This is a genomic window from Vibrio sp. E14, from assembly GCF_020515785.1.
Taxonomy (GTDB): domain Bacteria; phylum Pseudomonadota; class Gammaproteobacteria; order Enterobacterales; family Vibrionaceae; genus Vibrio; species Vibrio diabolicus.
This window is the reverse complement of record NZ_JAHPJI010000010.1, coordinates 98,808-120,132: the sequence shown is the minus strand read 5'-3', so window position 1 is coordinate 120,132 and position 21,325 is coordinate 98,808. Positions and strand designations below refer to the sequence as shown.

General features: G+C 47.2%; 14 protein-coding genes and 1 pseudogene. 5 read left to right on the top strand and 10 right to left on the bottom strand.

Annotated elements, in window-relative coordinates:
- Window positions 1-235: 235 nt before the first annotated feature.
- Window positions 236-388, top strand: a complete 153-nt coding sequence (locus LIX84_RS20590) for a hypothetical protein (RefSeq protein ID WP_005375418.1) — start codon at window positions 236-238, stop codon at window positions 386-388.
- Between the two features lie 118 nt (window positions 389-506).
- Here LIX84_RS20590 and LIX84_RS20585 read toward each other — a convergent pair whose 3' ends face one another.
- Window positions 507-1,556, bottom strand: a complete 1,050-nt coding sequence (locus tag LIX84_RS20585; protein ID WP_031780198.1) for a sensor domain-containing diguanylate cyclase — start codon at window positions 1,554-1,556, stop codon at window positions 507-509.
- Between the two features lie 292 nt (window positions 1,557-1,848).
- Window positions 1,849-2,700, bottom strand: a complete 852-nt coding sequence (gene blaCARB, locus LIX84_RS20580) for a CARB family carbenicillin-hydrolyzing class A beta-lactamase (RefSeq protein ID WP_226422090.1) — start codon at window positions 2,698-2,700, stop codon at window positions 1,849-1,851.
- A gap of 239 nt (window positions 2,701-2,939) precedes the next feature.
- Here blaCARB and LIX84_RS20575 point away from each other — a divergent pair, with 239 nt between their 5' ends.
- Complete coding sequence (locus tag LIX84_RS20575; protein WP_226422089.1) at window positions 2,940-4,289, top strand: ferredoxin reductase family protein; 1,350 nt, start codon at window positions 2,940-2,942, stop codon at window positions 4,287-4,289.
- Between the two features lie 97 nt (window positions 4,290-4,386).
- On the opposite strand, the gene copI is transcribed toward LIX84_RS20575, so the two are convergent.
- The 5 genes from copI to LIX84_RS20550 all read right to left on the bottom strand — a co-directional run bounded on the left by copI (window position 4,387) and on the right by LIX84_RS20550 (window position 12,052).
- A complete protein-coding gene (copI, locus tag LIX84_RS20570) occupies window positions 4,387-4,968 on the bottom strand; it encodes a copper-resistant cuproprotein CopI (RefSeq protein WP_005391258.1) in 582 nt (193 codons plus the stop codon).
- A gap of 63 nt (window positions 4,969-5,031) precedes the next feature.
- Window positions 5,032-8,172, bottom strand: a complete 3,141-nt coding sequence (locus LIX84_RS20565) for an efflux RND transporter permease subunit (protein ID WP_226422088.1) — start codon at window positions 8,170-8,172, stop codon at window positions 5,032-5,034.
- A 2-nt stretch (window positions 8,173-8,174) separates the two neighbouring features.
- Window positions 8,175-9,890 carry an efflux RND transporter periplasmic adaptor subunit gene (locus LIX84_RS20560; RefSeq protein ID WP_226422087.1) on the bottom strand — a complete coding sequence of 572 codons (1,716 nt, stop codon included), beginning with the start codon at window positions 9,888-9,890 and terminating at the stop codon, window positions 8,175-8,177.
- Window positions 9,891-9,993: 103 nt separating this feature from the next.
- Window positions 9,994-11,415 (bottom strand): TolC family protein, encoded by a 1,422-nt coding sequence (locus tag LIX84_RS20555; RefSeq protein WP_226422086.1) that lies wholly within the window; start codon window positions 11,413-11,415, stop codon window positions 9,994-9,996.
- A 217-nt stretch (window positions 11,416-11,632) separates the two neighbouring features.
- Window positions 11,633-12,052, bottom strand: coding sequence for a hypothetical protein (locus tag LIX84_RS20550; protein ID WP_226422085.1), 420 nt, complete (start codon window positions 12,050-12,052; stop codon window positions 11,633-11,635).
- Between the two features lie 244 nt (window positions 12,053-12,296).
- Between LIX84_RS20550 and fdhF the strand changes: the two genes are divergently transcribed.
- The 3 genes and pseudogenes from fdhF (at window position 12,297) to LIX84_RS20535 (ending at window position 18,133) form a co-directional block, all read left to right on the top strand.
- Window positions 12,297-16,565: a formate dehydrogenase subunit alpha gene (gene fdhF / locus LIX84_RS20545; RefSeq protein ID WP_226422084.1), complete on the top strand. Its 4,269-nt coding sequence runs from the start codon at window positions 12,297-12,299 to the stop codon at window positions 16,563-16,565.
- Window positions 16,566-16,643: 78 nt separating this feature from the next.
- A pseudogene (locus tag LIX84_RS20540) lies at window positions 16,644-17,585 on the top strand (endonuclease/exonuclease/phosphatase family protein).
- A gap of 176 nt (window positions 17,586-17,761) precedes the next feature.
- Window positions 17,762-18,133 carry a hypothetical protein gene (locus LIX84_RS20535; RefSeq protein WP_005391248.1) on the top strand — a complete coding sequence of 124 codons (372 nt, stop codon included), beginning with the start codon at window positions 17,762-17,764 and terminating at the stop codon, window positions 18,131-18,133.
- Window positions 18,134-18,242: 109 nt separating this feature from the next.
- On the opposite strand, the gene LIX84_RS20530 is transcribed toward LIX84_RS20535, so the two are convergent.
- From LIX84_RS20530 to LIX84_RS20520, 3 genes are read right to left on the bottom strand one after another with little or no spacing between them, the layout of a single operon-like run.
- The gene (locus tag LIX84_RS20530) at window positions 18,243-19,340 is read right to left on the bottom strand and encodes an ABC transporter permease (protein ID WP_005498311.1); all 1,098 of its coding nucleotides are present in this window, start codon (window positions 19,338-19,340) and stop codon (window positions 18,243-18,245) included.
- Window positions 19,340-20,266 carry an ABC transporter ATP-binding protein gene (locus LIX84_RS20525; RefSeq protein ID WP_226422083.1) on the bottom strand — a complete coding sequence of 309 codons (927 nt, stop codon included), beginning with the start codon at window positions 20,264-20,266 and terminating at the stop codon, window positions 19,340-19,342. The genes LIX84_RS20530 and LIX84_RS20525 overlap by 1 nt, the downstream gene beginning before the upstream one ends.
- A gap of 4 nt (window positions 20,267-20,270) precedes the next feature.
- The gene (locus LIX84_RS20520; RefSeq protein WP_005462020.1) at window positions 20,271-21,218 is read right to left on the bottom strand and encodes an HlyD family secretion protein; all 948 of its coding nucleotides are present in this window, start codon (window positions 21,216-21,218) and stop codon (window positions 20,271-20,273) included.
- Window positions 21,219-21,325 lie beyond the last annotated feature (107 nt).

Below are 21,325 nucleotides of genomic sequence, written 5' to 3'. Positions count from 1 at the left end.
CAATGAGGCGGAGTAAACCTCCGCAATTGATGCTAGAAAATCTTAACGTATTTAACAAGAATAGCGCATCTGTTTTTGGGAAATATTGTGGTTTTTTCAATATGGAAACTTAGAGTTCACGCCAAATAAAAATTAATCTTTACGATAAAAAATTCGATTAGGTGGTTTGCCTAATATCATATTAAATACCGCGCAACGACTTAGTGTTTTAATCTAAATAAACAAGGTATTCAATATGTTTTCAATCGGTGACGTAGTAGTAGCGACTAAAGGTATCGATCTTGGCGAAATGGTTGTTACAGGTTTAAGCAGTGGCGGTTTTTACACACACGTAAAAGCAGGCGAGAAAACGCTAACTTACCCAGCTAAAGATCTTAAGAAAGCATAATTAAATTTGCTCACTCTTATTTCTAAACTGGCTTAAAGTTCGTATTACTTATTTTAGGCGGGTTAGAATTTATAAAAGGTAGCGCAACAAGTCGCTACCTTTTTTATCACTCTCTTTTCTAGTTTTCTTCTGTTTTATGAACCTCAACACGGTTTCTACCGGTTTCTTTGGCTTTGTAAAGGGCTAAGTCGGCGCGTTTTACGAGTGGTTCAAACGAGTCATCCAAGCTACAGACTTGAGTTACACCAATACTAGCGGTAAAGCTCATATCACGACCTGAGTGTTGAATCGTCGTAGTTTCTAGCGCATTGCGAATCGTTTCTAATGTGTTTAGGGCTTCTTGCGATGAGCGGCTTCTTAGTACGATGGCAAACTCTTCACCGCCAACTCTGGCAAGTAAGTCACAGTCAAGTAGATGACTTTGAATGGTGTTGACTGCATGGATCAGCGATTTATCGCCAGCATCATGACCAAACCGATCATTAAGGCTCTTAAAGTTGTCTAAATCTAGAATAGCAACATGGAAGTCAATGCCTTGGGTACGGTATTCAGTCAAGCGGCTTTCGATTTGTCGCATGAATTCTCTGCGGTTTGGAATGCCAGTCAGATCATCCGTTGTGGCGAGATGCTCCATTTTCATAATTTGTATATGAAGGGCAATGTTTAAAGCAATCCAGTTAGCAATGCACTGAAGCTGTGCCGCTTGTTCATTTGTATAAGTGTGCGTTTGGTGATGTGCAACATTGAGCGTGCCCAAACAGACTTTACCGTGCATTAAAGGCGCATCCATACACGTCCCCATGCCATTGGATGCCAGCATCACACAATCGACCTCATCAGATTGAGTGACATCGTCACAGATCATCAGTTGTTGTTTTTTGAACACTCGGCCAACAAAAGCTTGGTGAATAGGTACCAAGAATTCAGCCGGAATCGCTTTATTACCAGAGAAAGAGTAGACCTTCAGATGATCATCATTTTCATAAAGCGTGATACTCGCGCGGTCGGAATTGAATATACGATTTATCCATTCTGCGACCGTATCAAGCACCTGCTGCAATGTTTCCGATTGAGCTAAAAAGTGAACAAACCCTATCGGCATACAGATCGGACTTTCCATGTTCTGCATCGATAAGTCATCAGGGTTAAAAGTTCTTTCAAGTCTCAATAGACATCTCCTTGCGATGTTGCAAATACCAACAATAAGTTACACGAAGCTATTTTCAAGAAAAATGCGTTTCTACGTAAGATTATGGTTTATTTATCGCCATCTATGTGTGTTCAATTGCTTAATGTGGGCGTTAACTCACGCCTAAATGAATAAATGTTATACCTATTTATAAGTAAGTCATTACTCAATAAGGGGTGTTTTTGAGGTAGAACCAAAGAATAGGAAAGCCCTTCAGGGAAGAGAAGGGCAAAGAGGGTGAACTTAGGAAAGTAAATATGTACGCAGTGAATTAATTATCTTTGTATTTCTGTAAAATCAACTGACTGATTTGCGCGATGAGCTGGTCTCTGGCTTGAAGTGATAGCTCGGTTTCTGTGACATAGATACTAATGTAAACAGGACGATGGTTTTCCTTCCATATGATTGCGTTAATACCACGCGAACCGTGACCACCCGCACCAGAGCGGTCGGCGATAGACCAACCTGTTGGTAATACTGAACGCATTAACGAGTCTGAAACCTTGTTGTCCTGCATCCAGATTTTTAATTGCACGCGAGACTCGTAAGACAACGTTTCTCCTTCAATCAAGGTTCGCAGAGTGTTTACCATGGCGTTAGGTGTGGTTGTGTCGCGGTTGTCTCCCGGTATCGCTTCGTTCAAACGTGGTTCTAATCTATCTAGGCGCGTCGCTTTATCACCAATTGATCGCAGAAACATTGTCACGGCCTTAGGGCCGCCGATTTCATTCAATACTAAGTTGGCAGCAGTATTATCACTCATCAACATCGCGGCTTCACAAGCGTGCTCTACGCGTGTGTTTTGGCCTGCGAGTTTGTCCATCACTGGAGACCACACAACGATGCTGCGCTCATCGATTTTCGCGGTCGCATTTTTACTTAGCTTACCGCTGTCCATATCGCTTAGCATTGTGGCGCAAGCCAAGGTTTTGAATGTGCTCATGAGTGGGAAGCGTTCATCGCCACGGTAATCCCAGCGCTCATCGGTTTGCGTATCCCAAACCGAGACTCCAATTCTGCTTGAGGTTTGTTGTTCGATGAGAGAAATGTCTTCATTCAGTTGGGAAGCGTAACTTAGGGTTGAGCAAACCATTAGCCCAGCCAACAAAAATAACTTTTTCATGCGTCGTGTTCTTCATTTTGGTTTTGGTTCGCACTGTGGCGATGTTACGCAAACTATAACGAGCGAATACTCTAACCACTGTTAAATCCATGTCGATTTTTTGTAGGATTCTGCGCAATACCTCCAAGTTTGTTATTGACCTTAGGTATATTGTGGGTTTACTCAACTTTACGAATATTGACGTTGCATTACGCTAGAAAAACTAAACTAGAGTTGTCGTCAATTTGAGAGTGATGTTCATGAAAACTGTACGAAATTTTGTATGGATGATAATTGCCGCCGTGTCTGTGTTGTGGTGGATGAGTGAACCGCAACTGCTTTCCTCGACCCAATTCTTCCAATGGCGCTCCGCGCTTATTCAATATTCTGGTGTTTTGTCGTTAGCTTTGATGTCTATTGCGATGGTGCTGGCGCTGCGCTTACCTGTGATAGAGCAATGGGTTCATGGCATGGACAAGGCATATCGAGTACACAAGTGGTTAGGTATAGCAGGCGTCAGTTTGGGTGTGATCCATTGGCTTATGTATAAAGTGCCGAAGTGGCTCGTTGCTGCTGGTTGGTTGGAAAAACCAGTAAAACACACTGGAGCAGGGCCATCAGGCAATAACTTCGTTGGTTTTGAGTTATGGGTTAAAGAACTGCGTGATATAGGCTTGAATTTAGGTGAGTGGGGCTTTTATTTGCTATTGGTATTGCTAGCAGTGTCACTCTGGACGGTTGTTAAATACAAACCTTTCAAGTTGTCCCATCGTTTGATGGCTGTGGTGTATTTGATGGTTGCCTTGCATTCGGTCTTATTGATAAAGCATGCGTACTGGGGCGATCCCATTCATTTTATCGCTTTTGGTTTTGCATTGATGGGCTCTGCGGCTGCCGTTTATAGTTTGTTTGGCTTTGTCGGACGAGCGAACCGCTATCCAGCCAAAGTGGTGTCGACTCGCTACTTCCCTCAAGCGCGCGTGATGGAGCTGGTTTTGGCGCCAAGCAATAACGGTCAAGGAAAACCTTGGCAAGGGCACAAAGCAGGACAGTTTGCTTACGTTCGTTTTGGTAATGAAGATCCACATCCGTTTACGATTGTTTCAGGTGAGCACGATCCAGAGGTCCGTTTTTTGATCAAAGAGCTAGGCGATTTCACGACCAATTTGTACCAGCGCGTGAAAGCGGGTAATGAGGTTGTTGTTGAAGGGCCATATGGACGTTTAGAGTTTGATGTCAACAAGCCGCAAGTTTGGATTGCTGGTGGTGTCGGAATAGCGTCGTTCTTTGCCATCTTATCTTCATTGAAAACGCTAAAAAGACATCCGCCAGTACATTTGTTTTATTGCACACGTGGCTTAGATAGTCATTTAGTGGATGAACTGTGGAATGCTGCGCGTCAGGCACAAGTGAAACTGAACGTGATAGATACTGCGGTTTCACCTCGACTTAATGTTGAACGAATTGCGAGGGAATGCGGCGACTTATCGCGTTATGAGTTTTATTTCTGTGGACCGGAGGTATTCTCTCGAACCCTGAAAAAAGAGTTAGAGGTATATCGTTTTGATATAGAACATCGCTATCATGAAGAGCTGTTTGTGATGCGATAGTCTAGTATTTGGGGCGAAATAAAAAGGAGCTGATATTAGCTCCTTTTTATTTATATTTAACGTCTATGAACCGTGTTAATGCGTTAATCCGGTCTTACTACAGTTCCACTTTTTTGACCATGCCGGCTTCTGCATGTCCGGGGATATTACACGCGAACTCTACATTTTTATCGCCATGGAAGTGCCACAGGAGTTGTTTCGCTTTGCCTGGTTCAACAGTGACAGCATTGCCGGAGTCATGCATGTGATCGCCAGACATGGTTTTCATCATTTCACGGTGTTTAAGTTGTTCTTCTGCTGAGCCAATGGTAAATTCGTGATTGATTTTGCCTGTATTCATTACCACAAATTGAACCACATCATCCGGTTCTATTGTCACGTCTTTTTTGAATGTAATTTTCATATCATCCGTTAAGAGTACATGAACGACTTTGTCTGGTTTTGCGCCATTTGCAGGCATACCAACCGCTGACATGCCCGGCATGCCGCTCATACCAGAATGATCCATTTTACCGTGGTCCATTTTTCCATGATCCATCGGCATTTTATCCATGTTCATGGAACCGTGATCCATTTGACCATGCTCCATATTTTCGTGGTTCATGTTTGAGTTATCCATTTGAGCAAATACGCCACCCGATACCATGGTTAGAGCAAGAGTGATAAGAGTCTTTTTCATGTTGATTTCCTTTACTATCAATTAGCTATCGCGCCATTACTCTCTGAATAATGGCGCTCGTTGTTATTTATCTTGGTGTTGAGTTGATTTCACTTCACGCTGTTTCCACAGCTTGAAGATGGCAGGTAACACAAGCAGCGTTAACAGCAGGGCAGAAGCCATGCCACCAATCATCGGTGCAGCGATGCGTTGCATCACTTCAGAGCCTGTCCCCTCGCCGTACATGATTGGAATAAGACCAATGATTACCGTTAATACGGTCATCATGACAGGCCGCACACGCAAGCCAGCGCCTTCGCGAATTGCGTCTGTAAGATCCCGCGCTTGAAGTGGTCGTTGTTTCTCTTCTGCATCCAGTTTTCGGTAGTGCCATGCTTGGTTGAGATACACCAGCATGATGACGCCTATCTCCACCGCAACGCCGGCGAGGGCGATAAACCCAACCCCCACGGCAATAGAGAAGTTGTAGTTCAGATAATGCATCAGCCATAAGCCACCAACCATTGCTAAAGGCAGCGTCAGCATGATGATCAGCACCTCACCCACACGGCGGAAGCTGAAGTAAAGTAGCATCATGATGATCGCAATAGTGATTGGTACTACGACACTTAAGCGGTCTTTGGCGCGTTCCATGTATTCGTACTGACCTGACCAAGCCAGCGAATAACCCGCAGGTAATTCAAGTTGATCTGCTACTACTTGTTGTGCTTCCACGACGTATGAGCCCAGGTCACGACCTTCGATATCCACGAAAACCCAACCGTTTGGACGCGCGTTTTCGGTTTTGATCATCGGTGGGCCATCCTCATAACGAATATCTGCCACGTCTGCGAGTGCGATGCGTGCGCCGTTGGGGGTTACCAGTGGTAGGTTTTGTAGTTTAACAACCGAGTCACGGTAATCTTGCGGATAGCGGACGTTGATAGGGTAGCGCTCTAGCCCTTCAATGGTTTCTCCAACATTCATACCACCGACCGCGGTTGAGATAACTTGTTGAACGTCTTTGATGCTCAATCCGTATCTCGCAGCTGCGCGGCGTTTGATATCAATCGTCACGTAACGGCCACCCGCGACACGCTCCGCATATACAGATGAGGTGCCATGAACGCTATTAAGAATAGGTTCCAGCTGAGCACCAATTTTTTCGATCTCTTTCAGGTCTGGGCCTGCGATTTTGATCCCAATTGGCGTTTTAATGCCCGTCGCAAGCATGTCGATACGCGTTTTGATCGGCATTACCCATGCGTTGGTGAGTCCCGGGAACTGAATCAGTTCATCGAACTCTTTGCGTAACGACTCTGTCGTCACGCCTTCACGCCATTGATCGTGAGGTTTTAGCTGAATAACAGTTTCAATCATAGTGAGTGGCGCAGGGTCGGTAGCCGTTTCTGCACGGCCAATCTTGCCCCAAACCGTTTTGACTTCCGGTACGGTTTTGATCAGCTTGTTAGTTTGCTGAACTAGTTCACGTGCTTTACCAATCGAGATTCCCGGATACGTAGTCGGCATGTACATCAAGTCGCCTTCATCCAATGGTGGGATGAACTCGCTACCCAGTTGACTGGTTGGATAGTAAGCTGACGCCATTAGGCCTAAAGCGATAACGATCATACTCTTAGGATACTTGAGGCTGGTATTCAGTAACGGGCGATACAGCGCAATTAAGCCTCTATTTACTGGATTCTTATGCTCTGGTAATACGTTGCCACGGATGAAATAACCCATGAGCACAGGTACGAGGGTAATTGCCAAACCTGCCGCTGCGGCCATTGCATAAGTTTTAGTAAAGGCGAGAGGGGAGAACATCTTGCCCTCTTGACCTTCCAGTGCAAATACTGGCACAAAGCTTAACGTGATGATAAGCAGTGAGAAGAACAGGGGCGCGCCCACTTCTTCAGCGGCTTTGCCAATCACTTGCCAGCGGTTCTTATCCGTGAGAGGCGTTCGTTCAATATGCTTGTGGACGTTTTCTATCATTACGATGGCACCGTCCACCATTGCACCGATGGCGATGGTAATCCCCCCGAGCGACATGATGTTGGCGTTAATGCCTTGAGAATGCATGACGATAAACGCGGATAAAATACCGACGGGCAAGCTCAGCGCGATAACCAAAGACGAACGGATGTGAAATAGGAAGAGGGCACAAACAATCGCCACGACGATGAATTCTTCCGCCAATTTCTTCCACAAGTTTTCTACGGCAGCGTTAATCAGCGTGGAGCGATCGTAAGTAGGCACGATTTCTACACCATCCGGTAAGCTGCGCTGTAAATCTTTAAGTTTGTCTTTTACTTTGCTGATGACTTCACTCGCGTTTTCGCCGAATCGCATGACAATAACGCCACCAACCGCTTCACCTTCGCCGTTAAGCTCCGAGATGCCGCGACGCATTTGCGGACCTAAGTTGATGTCAGCAATGTCGCCCAATAAGAGCGGTGTACCTTTCTCTGTCACTTTGAGCGGGAGTGATTCAATATCCTCAATACTCGTTAGGTAACCTGTAGTGCGAACCATATGTTCCGCTTCTGCTACTTCAACAACAGAGGCGCCCGTTTCCTGATTGCCGTTTTGGATCGCCATGTTCACTTGTTGCAGTGTCAGGTCGTAAGCACGTAGCTTAGCTGGGTCAATCTGAACTTGATATTGCTTCACCATACCGCCAACGGTTGCGACTTCAGAGACGCCATCGACGGTTTGCAGCTCATATTTCAAGAACCAGTCTTGTATACTGCGTAGATCAGCAAGATCATGGTTGCCAGTTTTATCTTGCAGTACATAGCTGTAGACCCAGCCTACTCCCGTCGCATCTGGTCCTAATGTCGGTTTTGCACTCGGTGGTAATTTAGGTGCTACTTGGCTTAGGTACTCTAAAACGCGCGAACGTGCCCAATACATGTCGGTATCATCGTTAAAAATGATATAAACATATGAGTCACCAAAGAATGAATAACCACGAACGGTTTCCGCTCCTGGTACGGCGAGCATGGCGGTGGTTAGCGGGTAAGTAACTTGATCTTCAACTACTTGAGGTGCTTGGCCTGGGTAGCTTGTTTTGATGATCACCTGAACATCAGAAAGATCCGGAATGGCGTCTACAGGTGTATTCTTTACACTGTAAAGTCCGGTTAAAACAAGCGCTAAGGTTGCGATCAAAACCATGAAACGGTTTTTGATCGACCAGCGGATTATTGCTCCAATCATAGTTAGCCCTCAACCGCTTCAAGTTGCTTCAATACGTAGTCAGATCCTTGTTTTTCAAGTAGAAATCGGACTTTCTGACCTTCTTTGAATCCGGATAGATCCACTTCATCACCCACAGAGAAGTTCATCTCTCCTGCCTCCCAGTTCCATTCTGCAACCGGGAGGTGGTTGAGGGTTATCATCCCAAAATCCGCCATCAACATGCTGATATCTCCGGTAATCCATGCGTCAGTCACGACAACACTGTCATCGGCTTTGTAGTCAACGACTTCATATTGACCGGACTCTGTTTTCTGAATTTCAAACTCGATAGCTTGGCCTTTTTGCAGAGTGCCGACATCAACGTCATCTGCGAGGGTAAAGTTCATGACCATACCCGGCCAATTCCACTCTGCTACGGGCTGATGATTAATGGTCAACATACGGTGATCTTTCATCACATCGGTGATTTCACCCTTAGCCCAAACTGTTTCTACTTTGGCTTCAGTAGGTGATGAAATACGGGATAGATCAGCCGTTTGGCTTGATTCTGAATCCAACATAAAGTGTGCAGAAGTTACGATGCGATCATCTTGCGACAGACCTTCTAGCACCTCGATTTTGTCGTCGGCTTCACGCCCAACTTTGATGCGCGTTGAGCGGTATTTACCATCGCCTTCAGACAACACGACTCGGGTCATACCGCCGGATCGAATAACGGAAGACTTAGGAATCGTCATAACTGCGTTCTCAGTGACTGGTTGAAGGGCAATGTTGGCAAACATATTAGGTTTAAGATCGCCATTCGGGTTAGGGAACTTGAGGCGTACACGCAAGGTACGAGTTTTAGGATCCAGAATAGGGTATACGTAGTCGACAACCCCTTTCCATTCATTGCCTGGAATAGCATCAAGCGTCATAGTGGCGCTACTTCCTGCTTTCATCCAGTGAGCTTGGCGCTCAAATACTTCGGCATCCACCCATACGTTTTCAAGTGGGCCCGCGCTGATCACCGCTTGAGCAGGGGATAGGTAACCACCTTCACGAACGTTCAAACTCGCGATGACGCCATCTTCCGGAGCTTTAATTTCAATAGTTTGCGATGCTTTCCCGCGTTGAGTGATGGCTCTGATTTGAGAGCGATCAACACCCAGTGTCACTAAACGTTCTGTCGCGCCTTTCACCAGGCCATTACGCCCAGTTCGGTAGGCGTTCAGCAGCTCTTCTTGTGCTTTGACTAGCTCAGGCGAATACAACGTGAACAGCACGTCGCCTTTGTTGACCTTTTCACCCACGGCATTGATGTAAAGCTTTTCAACCCAGCCCGCCACGCGAACGTTGGTTTGCCACAAATGGCTTTCGTCAAACGCGATATAGCCGACAGTTTCAATCCGAGGTGAAAGTTGCTCTAAAGAGACTTGAGCAGTTTTTACACCTAAGTTGTTTTCAACTGATGGGTCAATTTTTACCGTGCCGGGTTTGTCTTGTTCACCTGCGAGATCTTCAGCGTACACTGGGATCAAGTCCATGCCCATTGGCGACTTGCCCGGTTTTTCGCGCTTATAATTTGGATCCATTGGCGCAACCCAATAGAGTGGCTCGTTCGAGCTGCTCGCAGCGCTACCGCCTGTGCCGCTCATGTCGTGGTTTGCACCAGATAGGTACTGATTAACGCCAAACCCCAGTGCCCCGCCAACAAGCAGAGCGATGGTTGCTATTTTGATTGAATTTGAACTCATTCCTAATTCCTTATTTTCCCCATGAGGCATGACAGCGATGTTGATTGTTTATTGGTGTGTATTCGCCATCGGCCCCAAACTTGGGTTCTCTCATGTTTTTGTTTTAGTTCGCGCTTGCTTCAGGCGTGATGTTGGGTGCGGATACTTGATATTCGAAACCACCCAATAAAGCCGCTAAGTTGCTGTTTACGATGTTTAAATCGGTAATAAGACGTTGCTGTTCGAGCTTTAGCGCCAGCTCGTCTGTGCTTGCCATGAGCACGTCGTTAAACTGTGCGGTGTTGTTTTGATAACCCCTTTCTACCGCGTGAATACGAGCTTGAACTTGGGGAAGTAAGGTGGATTGATAACGCTCTAAACGCTGACTCAAGTTGGCGCGATCAACCAGCAATGTGTTGACCTTCGCGTTCATCTGAGTCAGTAACGTATCTTTTTGTGAGCGAGCAGCACCCACTTGATACTGCGCGGCGGCTAAGTTGCGGTCTTGGCGATTGCCAGTGAACAGGGGAATGTCCATCGTTAGATACGCGCTCACCAAATCCGATGCTGGTTCGCCTTTCATATTGTTGGCTTGACGATAGGCGTACATCACTTCCACACCAAATTGAGGTGTGTAAGCTTGCTCTGCAATGTTCACTTGAGTTTCATTGGCAGAAATACTTACGTCTGCCATTTTCACCATCGGGTGCTCACTCAACTGTTGGTAGTGCTTGGTCGTTTCGCTATTTGCAGACAACTTTTGGTTTAATGACGCCCAAGTCAGTGTGTTGCTGGCTTGAAGTGTTGAGCGTCCGTTTTGGGTATAGGTATTGAGCCAGTCAGAGCCCAACCATTCTGAGAGTTGCGAGACCAAACGGCGCTGCATTTGTGCGTTGGCTTGTAGCTTTTCATCCAACTTACTCACTTGAAGCTGTGCATTCAGTAAATCTTGCGCTTCGCTTTTTCCGATTGAGTAATTGGTTTGAATGAAGTTTTCCATTTCCGTCATGAGCCGACGGTTTTCTAGCAAAATTTGCTCTGCTTTCTGCTGATAGCCCAGCTCCAACCAAAGCTGAGTCATGCTGTTTGCCACTTCAAGCTCCCGTGCGTGAACTTGCAACGACAAACCATCGGCTTGTTGATTGGCTTTCTTTTGTTGAAGATTGAGCGTCGAGCCACGTTCGAACTGTTGCATCAAACCGACGGAGATATTGGTCATCGGATCCTCGTCAAATTTGAAGCTATCGACAGGCAAACCACCAAAACCGACTTTCAATTTCGGGTCCATCAAGGTTGCGCTGGCTACGCCTGTTTCACGCATTGCTTCCGATTGAGCATAGAACTGCTTACGGTTGCCATCGTTACTCAACGCAACGCTAATGAGGTTTGCTAGCTCATTGGTTGACTGAGCTTGGATTGATTGAACTTGCGCTTCTTGTTGTGCTTTCGTATTGGCTGGCGATTGTGCCACCACATTGAAAGCAGGTAGGGCAACCAGAGCCAGTGAGCATACTGGTGCCACTAAGCGATTTGGGTTGAATTCCATAATTTACATCCAAATTGATACCAAGCTCTTTTGCGTTTCGGATCGATTGAACCGAGCGGGAGAGCGTTGGTATTTGCCAAACGGATGACGCACTTTTTTATCGCTAAATAGCAGGTAACAAATGGAGTTACGAGCGAATAGCTGAGGTAAGCACGCTATCAGTTGGGCGCAAAGAAACTGCCTGCAAAGCGATGCAGGGTCGAATGCTTTGTATGGATTAAACTATCGGAGGCCGATACAAATCATGGGTGACTTGTACCACTGGTGCGGTAATTTCTGAGGCAATGGATGCGCGACAAGCCAATGGGAAGAGCTGGCTGTCGGTGACTGGTAATGGGACAAAAACGAATGAGCAAGATGCTGTGCAGCAATTGTGGATCATACCGGAGCCATCAATACAGCTCATGGTCATCTCTACAGAGTCGGAGCTCAACGATGAGGCCATCTCCATGCTCATACTCGGTGAGCCGCAGTGATCGTTCTCGCTTGCCATTTCCGTCATGTGAGCAGACATCATGGCATCACTCGACATCATTTTTAGGCTCATTAAAGGCGCGCTGTTAACCACGCTAAATACCAGCAGTATCAGCGTTGTACATAACGTTAGCCAAATTGTATGCAATGATTTCAGACGCATACGGTTTCCAGTCAAAATGAGCTTATATATCGAGTAACCCCTAAATAATAAAGGTTACCCTAGGGGTAAAGTCAAGGATTATACCGAACCCACTTCGAGATAATGAGTTCTACATCTTAAAGTCAATTGGACATATTAATCGCTAAGAAATATCTCGCTAGTGAGTTTTTTGTCACACGAACTTTCCATGGTAGGGTTTATCCTTATAGAATGTGAGGTTTAGTATGCCTGCTTCGGGGGTTGTATGATAGAAATTGTCATCGATGGAAAATATAGAATTGTAGAAGAGGGGCTAACCCTTCTGGAAGCAGCCAAAGTGTGCGGGGTCGAAATCCCTTCACTGTGCGGAATGAACAAAAGTAACGAGAAAATTCCGTGTGATTTGTGTGTGGTCGAAGTGGAAAGTGGCGGAACTAAGCGCGCCTGTGATCTCAAAGTGTACCGCGGTCTCAATGTCGTCACACAATCAGAACAACTGAGTGAGCACCGCAGAAAAGCGCTCAACCGAATCATGACGGACCACTACGCAGACTGTGAAGCTCCTTGCAAAACGGCGTGTCCTGCTGGAGTAGACATCCAATCTTATCTCTACCATATCTCGCAAAACGATCATCAAAAAGCGATTGAAGTTATTAAACGCACACTGCCAATGCCGTTGTCGATTGGGCGCGTGTGTCCGGCATTCTGCGAAAGTGAGTGTCGCCGTTCTTTGGTGGATGAGCCGATTGCCATTCGCCAACTCAAACGCCATGCCGCAGACGCAGATTTAGCGGCGCATGAAGCGTATGTCCCAGAGAAAAAACCAGCGAAGCATCGCAAGATCGCCGTTGTTGGTAGTGGCCCCGGTGGCTTAACGGCAGGTTATTACTTGTCGAATGAAGGTTATGACGTCACCGTATTTGAGTCCATGCCAAAAGCAGGCGGTTGGCTACGCTACGGCATTCCTGAATATCGCCTACCCAAAGACATTCTAGACAAAGAAATCGAACTGATGTGCCGCAACGGTATGCAAGTTGAAACCAACAAAAAGCTTGGTGTTGATTTCACACTGTCTCAATTGAGTGAAGACTACGATGCCGTCTGTTTGGCTGTGGGGGCGTCTCAAGCGGTAGAAATGAATTATCCTGGTAGCGACTTGGACGGCTGTTATCTCGGTGTTGATTACCTGAAAGATTACGTTACAGGACAAAACTACGTTACGGGCAAAAAAGTTGCCGTGATTGGTGGTGGTAACACTGCGATCGACTGTGCGCGTACGGCGCGTCGTGCGGGTGCCGATACCACTTTGATCTATCGTCGAACTCGCGACGAAATGCCAGCCGAAGACTACGAAATCGTCGAAGCTGAACATGAGGGTGTGAAGTTCCATTTCTTAACGAATCCGGCGGAAAACATCGCGGATGAAAACGGCCGCGTGAAGGCAATTCGATTAGAAAGAATGGCGTTAGGTGAGCCAGATGCGTCTGGTCGTCGTAGCCCGAAACCAACGGGTGAGTTCTTTACTGAAGCATTTGATACCGTGATTGCAGCGGTATCGCAAAAGCCGGATCTCAGCTTCTTAGAAAACGATGATTTGTCTATTCCACTAACGCGTTGGAACACATCTGAGTCCGACTCGCAAACCATGCACACGGGGACGGGCAATATCTTCAGTATCGGTGATTTTCGTCGTGGTCCTGCGACAGCGGTTGAAGCAGTGGGAGATGGGCGAGTTGCGGCAAAAGCGATTGATTTGTTCCTCAATGGCGATATGGCAGACATGCCGAAACCTGCGTTCAACTCTCGTAAAGAGAAAAAACTGGCGCAGGTTGACCCACTTCATTTTGAAAATATCCAAAAAGTTGCTCGTTCAATCATGCCAGAGTTGACCCCAGCGCAGCGTGAGCAGAGTTTTGCTGAAGTGGAACTTGGCTTTGATAACGAAGAGGCCATGAAAGAAGCGGCGCGCTGCTTAGAGTGTGGTTGCCAGGCGAATACTGACTGTGCCTTGCGAGATTACTCAACGGAATATCACGCAGAGCAACATTTCGATGTTTCCGTGGACGTTTCCTCTGCTAGCGTGATTGGCCACCAAGATTGGCTCGATTTACGTGCGAAAGATCTTCGTCACAAATACGAAGTAGACCGCAGTTCTGAGTTCATTGAATTTGATGCTAACCGCTGCATCAGTTGTGGTCAGTGTATTCAAGCTTGCCGCGAGCAAGCGGTACATGGTGTGTTGAGTTTTGTGTCGGATAAAAATGGCCGACCAGCTTTAAGACCAGATGATCGTCCACGATTCCGCTCCGATGAAAAAGGCGTAGGTTGCAGCGGTTTGACGCTCATGGGCGATTCAAAATGCGTGCAATGTGGGGCGTGTGTTCAGGCATGTCCAACGGGCGCGATGGTGGACAGCCGTGATCGTTCTCAAGGTAGAACCGAACACCTAAAAGCCGTCGACACCATTTGTACCTACTGCGGTGTGGGTTGTAAGTTGACCATGTTTGTCGATGAGCAACAAAACAAAATCCGCTATGTAAAAGGTGCGGATTCGCCAGTTAACCAAGGTATGCTGTGCGTGAAAGGCCGTTTCGGTTTTGATTTCATTAGCAGCGAAGAGCGTTTAACGACACCACTGATTCGTAAAGATGGTTGGTTGCAGCCAGCAAGTTGGGACGAAGCGATTCAGCTCGTGGCTTCGAAGCTTTCGACGATCAAGCAAGATTTTGGTAGCAACGCACTGGCCGGATTCTCTTCAGCGAAAACCACTAACGAAGATAACTACGCATTTCAAAAATTCATCCGTCGTGAACTTGGTACGAACAACGTTGATCACTGCGCACGTTTGTGTCACGCATCAAGTGTGACAGGGCTTGAAGCATCATTGGGGAGTGGTGCGATGACCAACGACATTCCAAGCATTAAGCATTCCGATGTGATCTTTATTATCGGTTCTGACACCACATCTGCGCACCCGATCATCGCTTCGCACATCAAGCAGGCGATTCGTCATCACGGGGCACGCTTGATTGTGGCAGACCCGAAACGAGTGAACATGGCCGAACATGCAGAGCTGTACTTAGCGCATCGACCGGGTACGGATGTTATGTTGCTCAACGGCGTGATGCAGCAAATCATCAAAAATGGTTGGTACGATCAAGAATACATCGAAGAGCGCGTCGACGGCTTTGATACCTTGCTTCAAGAGGTGATGTCGCCAGCGTACAATCTCGACAAAGTTGAGTTGGTTACGGGCGTAAAAGCGGACGATATTTTCGCGATGGCGCGGATGATCGGTACGGCAAAACGCACGGCGGTGTACTACTCAATGGGGATTACCCAGCATACGACGGGTCACGACAACGTTCGTTCGATTGCGAACCTGCAATTGTTGTGTGGCAACATCGGTATTGAGGGGGGGGGTATTAACCCGTTGCGCGGTCAGTCAAACGTACAAGGTGCGTGTGATATGGGCGCATTGCCGAACTGCTATCCGGGATATCAAAAAGTGTATAACCCGATTGTTCGTCAGAAATTCGCGATTGAGTGGGATGCGCCAAACTTGCCGTCTGAGCAAGGGCTTACCCTAACAGAAATCATCGATGCGGCGTGCAAACGAGAAGTTCGCGGGATGTACATCATGGGTGAAAACCCAGTACTGAGCGATCCAAACCAAGCGCATGTGATTGAAGGGTTGGAAGCCCTCGACTTCTTGGTCGTGCAAGACATCTTCCTCACCGAGACGGCGCAGTACGCCGATGTGGTATTGCCTTCTTGTTCATTTGCGGAAAAATCTGGTCACTTCACTAATACCGAGCGACGTGTGCAGCGCGTTAATGCGGCAGTGACAGCGCCAGGTGAGGCGAAAGAAGATTGGTGGATCATCCAAGCGATCGCAAACGCGATGGGCAGCGATTGGCATTATCAGTGCGTTTCTGAAATCACCAGCGAGATTGCACGCGTAACGCCGCAGTATGCAGGGTTACGTTGGGACGCGATCACGCCAAACGGTGTTCAATGGCCAAGTAACAAGAACAATCCAAATGGTACGCGTATCATGCACCAAACCCAATTTACCCGAGGGAAAGGGCAAATGGTGGGCGTTCCGTTCCGTTATGCAGCCGAGCTGCCTGATGATGAGTATCCTTTGGTACTCACAACAGGACGTGTGCTGGAGCAGTTCCACACCGGTACGATGACGCGCAAAACGAAAGGGTTGGATAACCTTGCTGGGCCAAGAGCGATGATCAGTGTTGAAGATGCCGAAGCAATTGGTATCCAAAATGGTCAACGTTTAAAAGTGTCAACTCGTCGTGGCAGCATCGAAATTGATGCGTTTGTGACCAAGCGAATGCAAAAAGGGGTGGTGTTTATCCCGTTCCATTTCGTTGAGTCGCCGGTTAACCGCTTGACTACCACGGCAACGGATCCGCATGCGAAAATTCCTGAATTCAAAGTCGCGGCGGTGAAGATTGAAATCAGTGAAACGGCTGCTCAACCAGAGCCAGTCGAGGAGGCAGCGCACCACGTCTAACATCAACGACTCACGCACTGGAGAGTTGAGAAATTACATTTAAGCTTATGATATGTAATAGCCAAATGAGCAGTGCGTGTGTCGAGCGTTTTTAAGTGGGTTATATTGCTTTTGCCAGCTTTCATTTGGCTGGTGGTCAGGCAAATTGAACATATTTGGTGGGCGGAGAATCTTACCTCGATTCCCGCCCTCATTGTGTTCACTTACGTTGTTTTAGCCTCGGCGTTTTTTATCGCTCACCGATGGTTGCAAAGTGCATTTTCTGCCTTTGTCGCTATTTTGTTTGTCTTGTTACTTGTTCCGCCGCAGCGCAGCCATGTGGCGTCTTGCTCGCAGTCTTTGAGCGTCATTCAATTCAATCTTTTTTACGAAAACTCAGACATCAATCAGTTCATCAACTATCTGTTGAGGCATCCTGCTGGTCTGGTTGTAATGCAAGAACTGACGCCTCGTGTTGGCAGCCTTTTGCACATGTTGGATGATGTCTATCCGCATTATTAAGGTGGTCAACGTGACGTGGGATACCCTTCAAATTTGATGATTCTTAGCCGACACCCCATCACGGAGGTTTCGGTTTATCGTGCGCCAAATGGACAAGAAGTCATCAGAGCGGTTTGGCTGCCTAAAAGTCAAGCACCGATCTCTTTGTTTGCGGCTCATCCACCGTCACCAAGAACCAGCGAGCTTTGGCATCAAAGAAATGCGCTGGTGCGAACCATAGAAATGCTGACCGCGCTTTATCCCGAGCCAGAGGTGTTGGTTGTGGGGGATTTCAATCTCTCCTCGGTTAGCCCTCGTTTTTCTGCGCTATTCCCGAGTTTTCAAACTGCGCCAGTGACGAGCTGGCCAACTAACATCAAAGGCATCAACGTGCCAGAGCCGATGATGATAGGCATTGATCATTTGTGGCTAAAATCTGAGCAAGAACAGCGAATCATATGCTCTCGTGAATCCTCTGCTTTACCACAAGGCTCAGATCACCGCATGGTGACAACCCAGATCGGTGCGCATATTCCATAGTTAAAGCCCTTAGAGTTTGTCATGTTTCATAAGTAAAACCGGTACTGAGCTTTTCATAGAATTGACTGTCTCTGACTGTTCTCTGTTATTTGAGCAAGTTCCATGACCTAAACTTTGCTTGCTTCCTATACTGAACTAACGAAGCAGAGTTTTTATAACAACAAGAGGCAGCTTGCATGACAAGAACAACCTCATTTGCACTCGTTTTATTACTGATGTGCGCATACTTTGGTTACAACCGTTATTACGTGTATCCGCAGCAGTTGGAAACACAGGCCAAATCCATGTTGATACAAATGGCAAATCGCGAAGAGTGGATGGATGTGTTTGAGATGATGAATCGCGTAGAGGCGCACAAAGGGCATTTAGAACTCGTGGCCGATGTTACGTCTTCTGATGGCAAACGTGCTTACAGTGAAGGCTTTATTACCTATACCGATCGTGAAGGTGTCGTCTGTAAACAGGTGGTGTTTAACTTTAAAATCAACTCTTTGAAAAACTACAGTATTTCAGACTTACGAGACTGCTCGTACGGAGAATATTATTAAGGTGAGTTGCTTAGTTAAGTCCGGTAAAACTAAATTTGAATATCCAAACAAAAATAGCCTCATTGTCGAGGCTATTTTTGTTTCTGCAGAAGAGAAAAAATGGGCAAGTTTAATCGAGTGATTTCTTAAACCTCAGTGACGCGACGACCAATCCAAATACGGTAAACCCAAGCAACCAAAGGGTATCTCGCCATAAGTCCATCAGATCCGCTCCTCGCAACACTATGCCTCGAATCATGCGCATAAAGTGAGTGGCGGGCAGGGCTTCTGAAATCCACTGTGCTGCGACTGGCATGCCCTCGTAAGGGAACATAAATCCAGACAGCAGAATCGAAGGCAGAAGAATGAACACCGTCATTTGCATCGCTTGAAGCTGTGTTGTGGCGATGGTGGATATGACCAACCCTAAAGTTAAGCTGGCGGCGATAAACAACAAGGTTCCAAACAGAATTTGGCTGATTGCACCGTTAATCGGTACGCCGAAAATCCAATGTCCCAACCCTAGAATGATGAAAACCTGAATTAAGCCGACAAAGATATACGGCACGATTTTCGCCACCATTAGCTCTATCGAGTGGATGGGCGTGGTGATCAATAGCTCCAAATTTCCCCGCTCACGTTCTCGTACAATCGCGGCACTGGTGAACAAAATCATCGTCATGGTGAGAATCACACCGAGTAAGCCGGGTACGATGTTGACCGCAGAACGACGACTTGGGTTGTAGTAGAGTGCGACTTCGAATGTTTTGCTTGGCGCTGGGCGAATCTCGAAATCAAAATCGGTCAATGGCATGGTTTGCAACGACAATATTGCCGAGCTGATCATGGTATCTGACCCATCCACAATCCATTGCCCAAGCTCTCGACCTTGCATCATGCGTTGTGTGAGATCGCTTGGCAAAATCAGCACTGCGCGCACAATACCATCTTGAATCGCTTGTTCAGCCTCTTGCGCGGTGGCATAGGTTTCTTTGATATCCACCACTTGAGTGACTTTGACGGACTGGGTAATGATCCGCCCGGCGGTACTGCCACTTTGGTCAACAACACCTACCGGAATGTTGCGAATGTCCGTATTGATTGCGAAGCCGAACAGCAAAAGCTGGATAAGCGGGATCATCACCACCATGCCAAATGTGATTCGGTCACGGGAAAGTTGGCGAATCTCTTTGATCATGACGGCTTTCATGCGAGCGATAGGTTTCATCATTGGCGGCCTTTCCCTGTCACGCTGACAAAAACATCTTCTAAGCTTGGGCGAGCGTGGTTCATTTCAGCGTTTTGAAGTTCAGGAAACGTCTGCTTTAACCATTCAATCGGCTGCTCGACATGCTGGTGGATAAGGATGCGTAAACGAATCCCCAACTGCGCCGCAGAGCGAACTTCGTCACGTTGAATCAGCTTTTCTTTAAGTTCACGAAGTTTGTCGGCTTTCACCTCAATGATATTAACGCCCATTTGTTCCATTAACCGTTCGGGTTCACCATCGGCACGAATTTCGCCTGATTCCATGATTGCCAGACGGTGGCAGCGTTCCGCTTCGTCCATGTAATGCGTGGTGACCAAAATCGTCGTACCTTGATCGCACAAGTCGAACAACTGCTCCCAAAAATCGCGTCGATTTTCGGGGTCAACGGCGGATGTCGGCTCATCCAAAAATAGCAGTTCGGGTTTGTGCATGGTCGCGGCGGCGAGTGAAAGGCGCTGCTTTTGTCCACCACTCATGCCGCTTACGCGCTGTTTGCGCAATTGATCCAACCCGTAAGTGGTGAGCTGCTCTTCTATCCGCTCTTTCAGCGACTTGCTGCTTAAACCAAAAATTTGCCCAATAAATTCGAGGTTTTCTTGAACGGATAGGTCGTCGTACAACGAGAACTTTTGTGTCATGTAGCCAATTTTGAGCCGCAGTTGTTCGGATTGTTTTGGGATTTCTAACCCAAGCACATCCACACTGCCTTCGCTGGGGCTAAGAAGGCCGGTGAGCACACGAATGGTGGTCGACTTACCGCAACCATTTGGCCCCAAAAATCCGTAAATGCTGCCTTTGGGCACGTTGAGTGTGATGTTATTGATAGCAGTAAAGTCGCCGAACTTTTTGACCACATTTTGAGCTTGAATTGCATACTCGTTCATTGGTTTACTCCACCAAATCTACTTGGGCAGGCACACCGGACGGCAACGTTTTGGCAGACTCAGGTAAATCAACTTCTGCTAGATACATCAATCGTGAACGTTCTTCTTCGGTTAGTGCGAAGTAGGGCGTGAATGAAGGCTCACTAGCCACCCAACGTACGGTGCCTTGTAATGGACTCTCAAGACCATCGACATTCACCGTCACGGTTTTTCCAGGAATAAACCCGATTCGATAATCGGCAGGAACATACACTCGCGCATACGGCACGCGGTTGGCTTGAATCACGGCAACCACACCGTTCACTGGTACGCGTTCGCCAAGATTGTAAGGCAAATTATCGAGCGTACCGTCACGCGTGGCCGTGATGGTGAGTTCTGCCAGTTTTTGCTCTTGCAACGCTACTTCGGCTTTTGCCGCCATTAAAGCGGCTTTAGCTTGTTCGATGTCTTCGAGGCGAGAACCTGCGGTGAGCTTACTGAACTCTTCTTTTGCTGAGTCTAATTCGGCTCTCGCCGAGTCCCTTGCCGCAAGAGCGGAATCTTTTTCGGATTGACTGATGAGTTTTTTACGCACTAGTTCTGCTTTGCGTTGATAGTTTTTCTGCGCTTCGGTGAGCTGCGCTTCCGCTCGGGCTACGCGTGCCGATGCAGCAGCAATGTCTTCTGGGCGTTCACCATTGGTCAATTTAAGCAAATACGCTCCCGCTTTGGCTTGCTCGGCAACGGCGTGTGCAAGAACTGCTTGTTGATTCTTAGTATCGAGCTGAACCAACACTTCCCCTTCACTGACCAAGCTGCCTTCTTTGACAGGAAGGGCTCTAATTATCTCATTAGATGTGGCGGTAAATGTTACGCGGTCACGCTCTAAGGTGCCAAGCGCTTGGTGCGTGTTATCTTTTGAACAGGCGCTTAAAAGGGCAATAATCAATGTGCCAAAAATGATTCGCTTCATAGTGCGGTGCTTCCTTTGAAGAAGTAATGCATGAATAGATAACTTGCGGAGATGAGCGTGTTGATTGAGCCCGCCAATCCGTCGCTAACCGCCATCCATAACGATTT

Bases quoted from the DNA above. Each gene is read 5' to 3' on its own strand.
- LIX84_RS20555 (WP_226422086.1), bottom strand. From the start codon at position 11,415: ATGGAATTCAACCCAAATCGCTTAGTGGCACCAGTATGCTCACTGGCT.
- LIX84_RS20530 (WP_005498311.1), bottom strand. From the start codon at position 19,340: ATGAAACCTATCGCTCGCATGAAAGCCGTCATGATCAAAGAGATTCGC.
- blaCARB (WP_226422090.1), bottom strand. From the start codon at position 2,700: ATGAAAAAGTTATTTTTGTTGGCTGGGCTAATGGTTTGCTCAACCCTA.
- LIX84_RS20520 (WP_005462020.1), bottom strand. From the start codon at position 21,218: ATGAAGCGAATCATTTTTGGCACATTGATTATTGCCCTTTTAAGCGCC.
- LIX84_RS20535 (WP_005391248.1), top strand. From the start codon at position 17,762: ATGACAAGAACAACCTCATTTGCACTCGTTTTATTACTGATGTGCGCA.
- LIX84_RS20525 (WP_226422083.1), bottom strand. From the start codon at position 20,266: ATGAACGAGTATGCAATTCAAGCTCAAAATGTGGTCAAAAAGTTCGGC.
- LIX84_RS20550 (WP_226422085.1), bottom strand. From the start codon at position 12,052: ATGCGTCTGAAATCATTGCATACAATTTGGCTAACGTTATGTACAACG.
- LIX84_RS20590 (WP_005375418.1), top strand. From the start codon at position 236: ATGTTTTCAATCGGTGACGTAGTAGTAGCGACTAAAGGTATCGATCTT.
- fdhF (WP_226422084.1), top strand. From the start codon at position 12,297: ATGATAGAAATTGTCATCGATGGAAAATATAGAATTGTAGAAGAGGGG.
- LIX84_RS20560 (WP_226422087.1), bottom strand. From the start codon at position 9,890: ATGAGTTCAAATTCAATCAAAATAGCAACCATCGCTCTGCTTGTTGGC.
- LIX84_RS20575 (WP_226422089.1), top strand. From the start codon at position 2,940: ATGAAAACTGTACGAAATTTTGTATGGATGATAATTGCCGCCGTGTCT.
- LIX84_RS20565 (WP_226422088.1), bottom strand. From the start codon at position 8,172: ATGATTGGAGCAATAATCCGCTGGTCGATCAAAAACCGTTTCATGGTT.
- copI (WP_005391258.1), bottom strand. From the start codon at position 4,968: ATGAAAAAGACTCTTATCACTCTTGCTCTAACCATGGTATCGGGTGGC.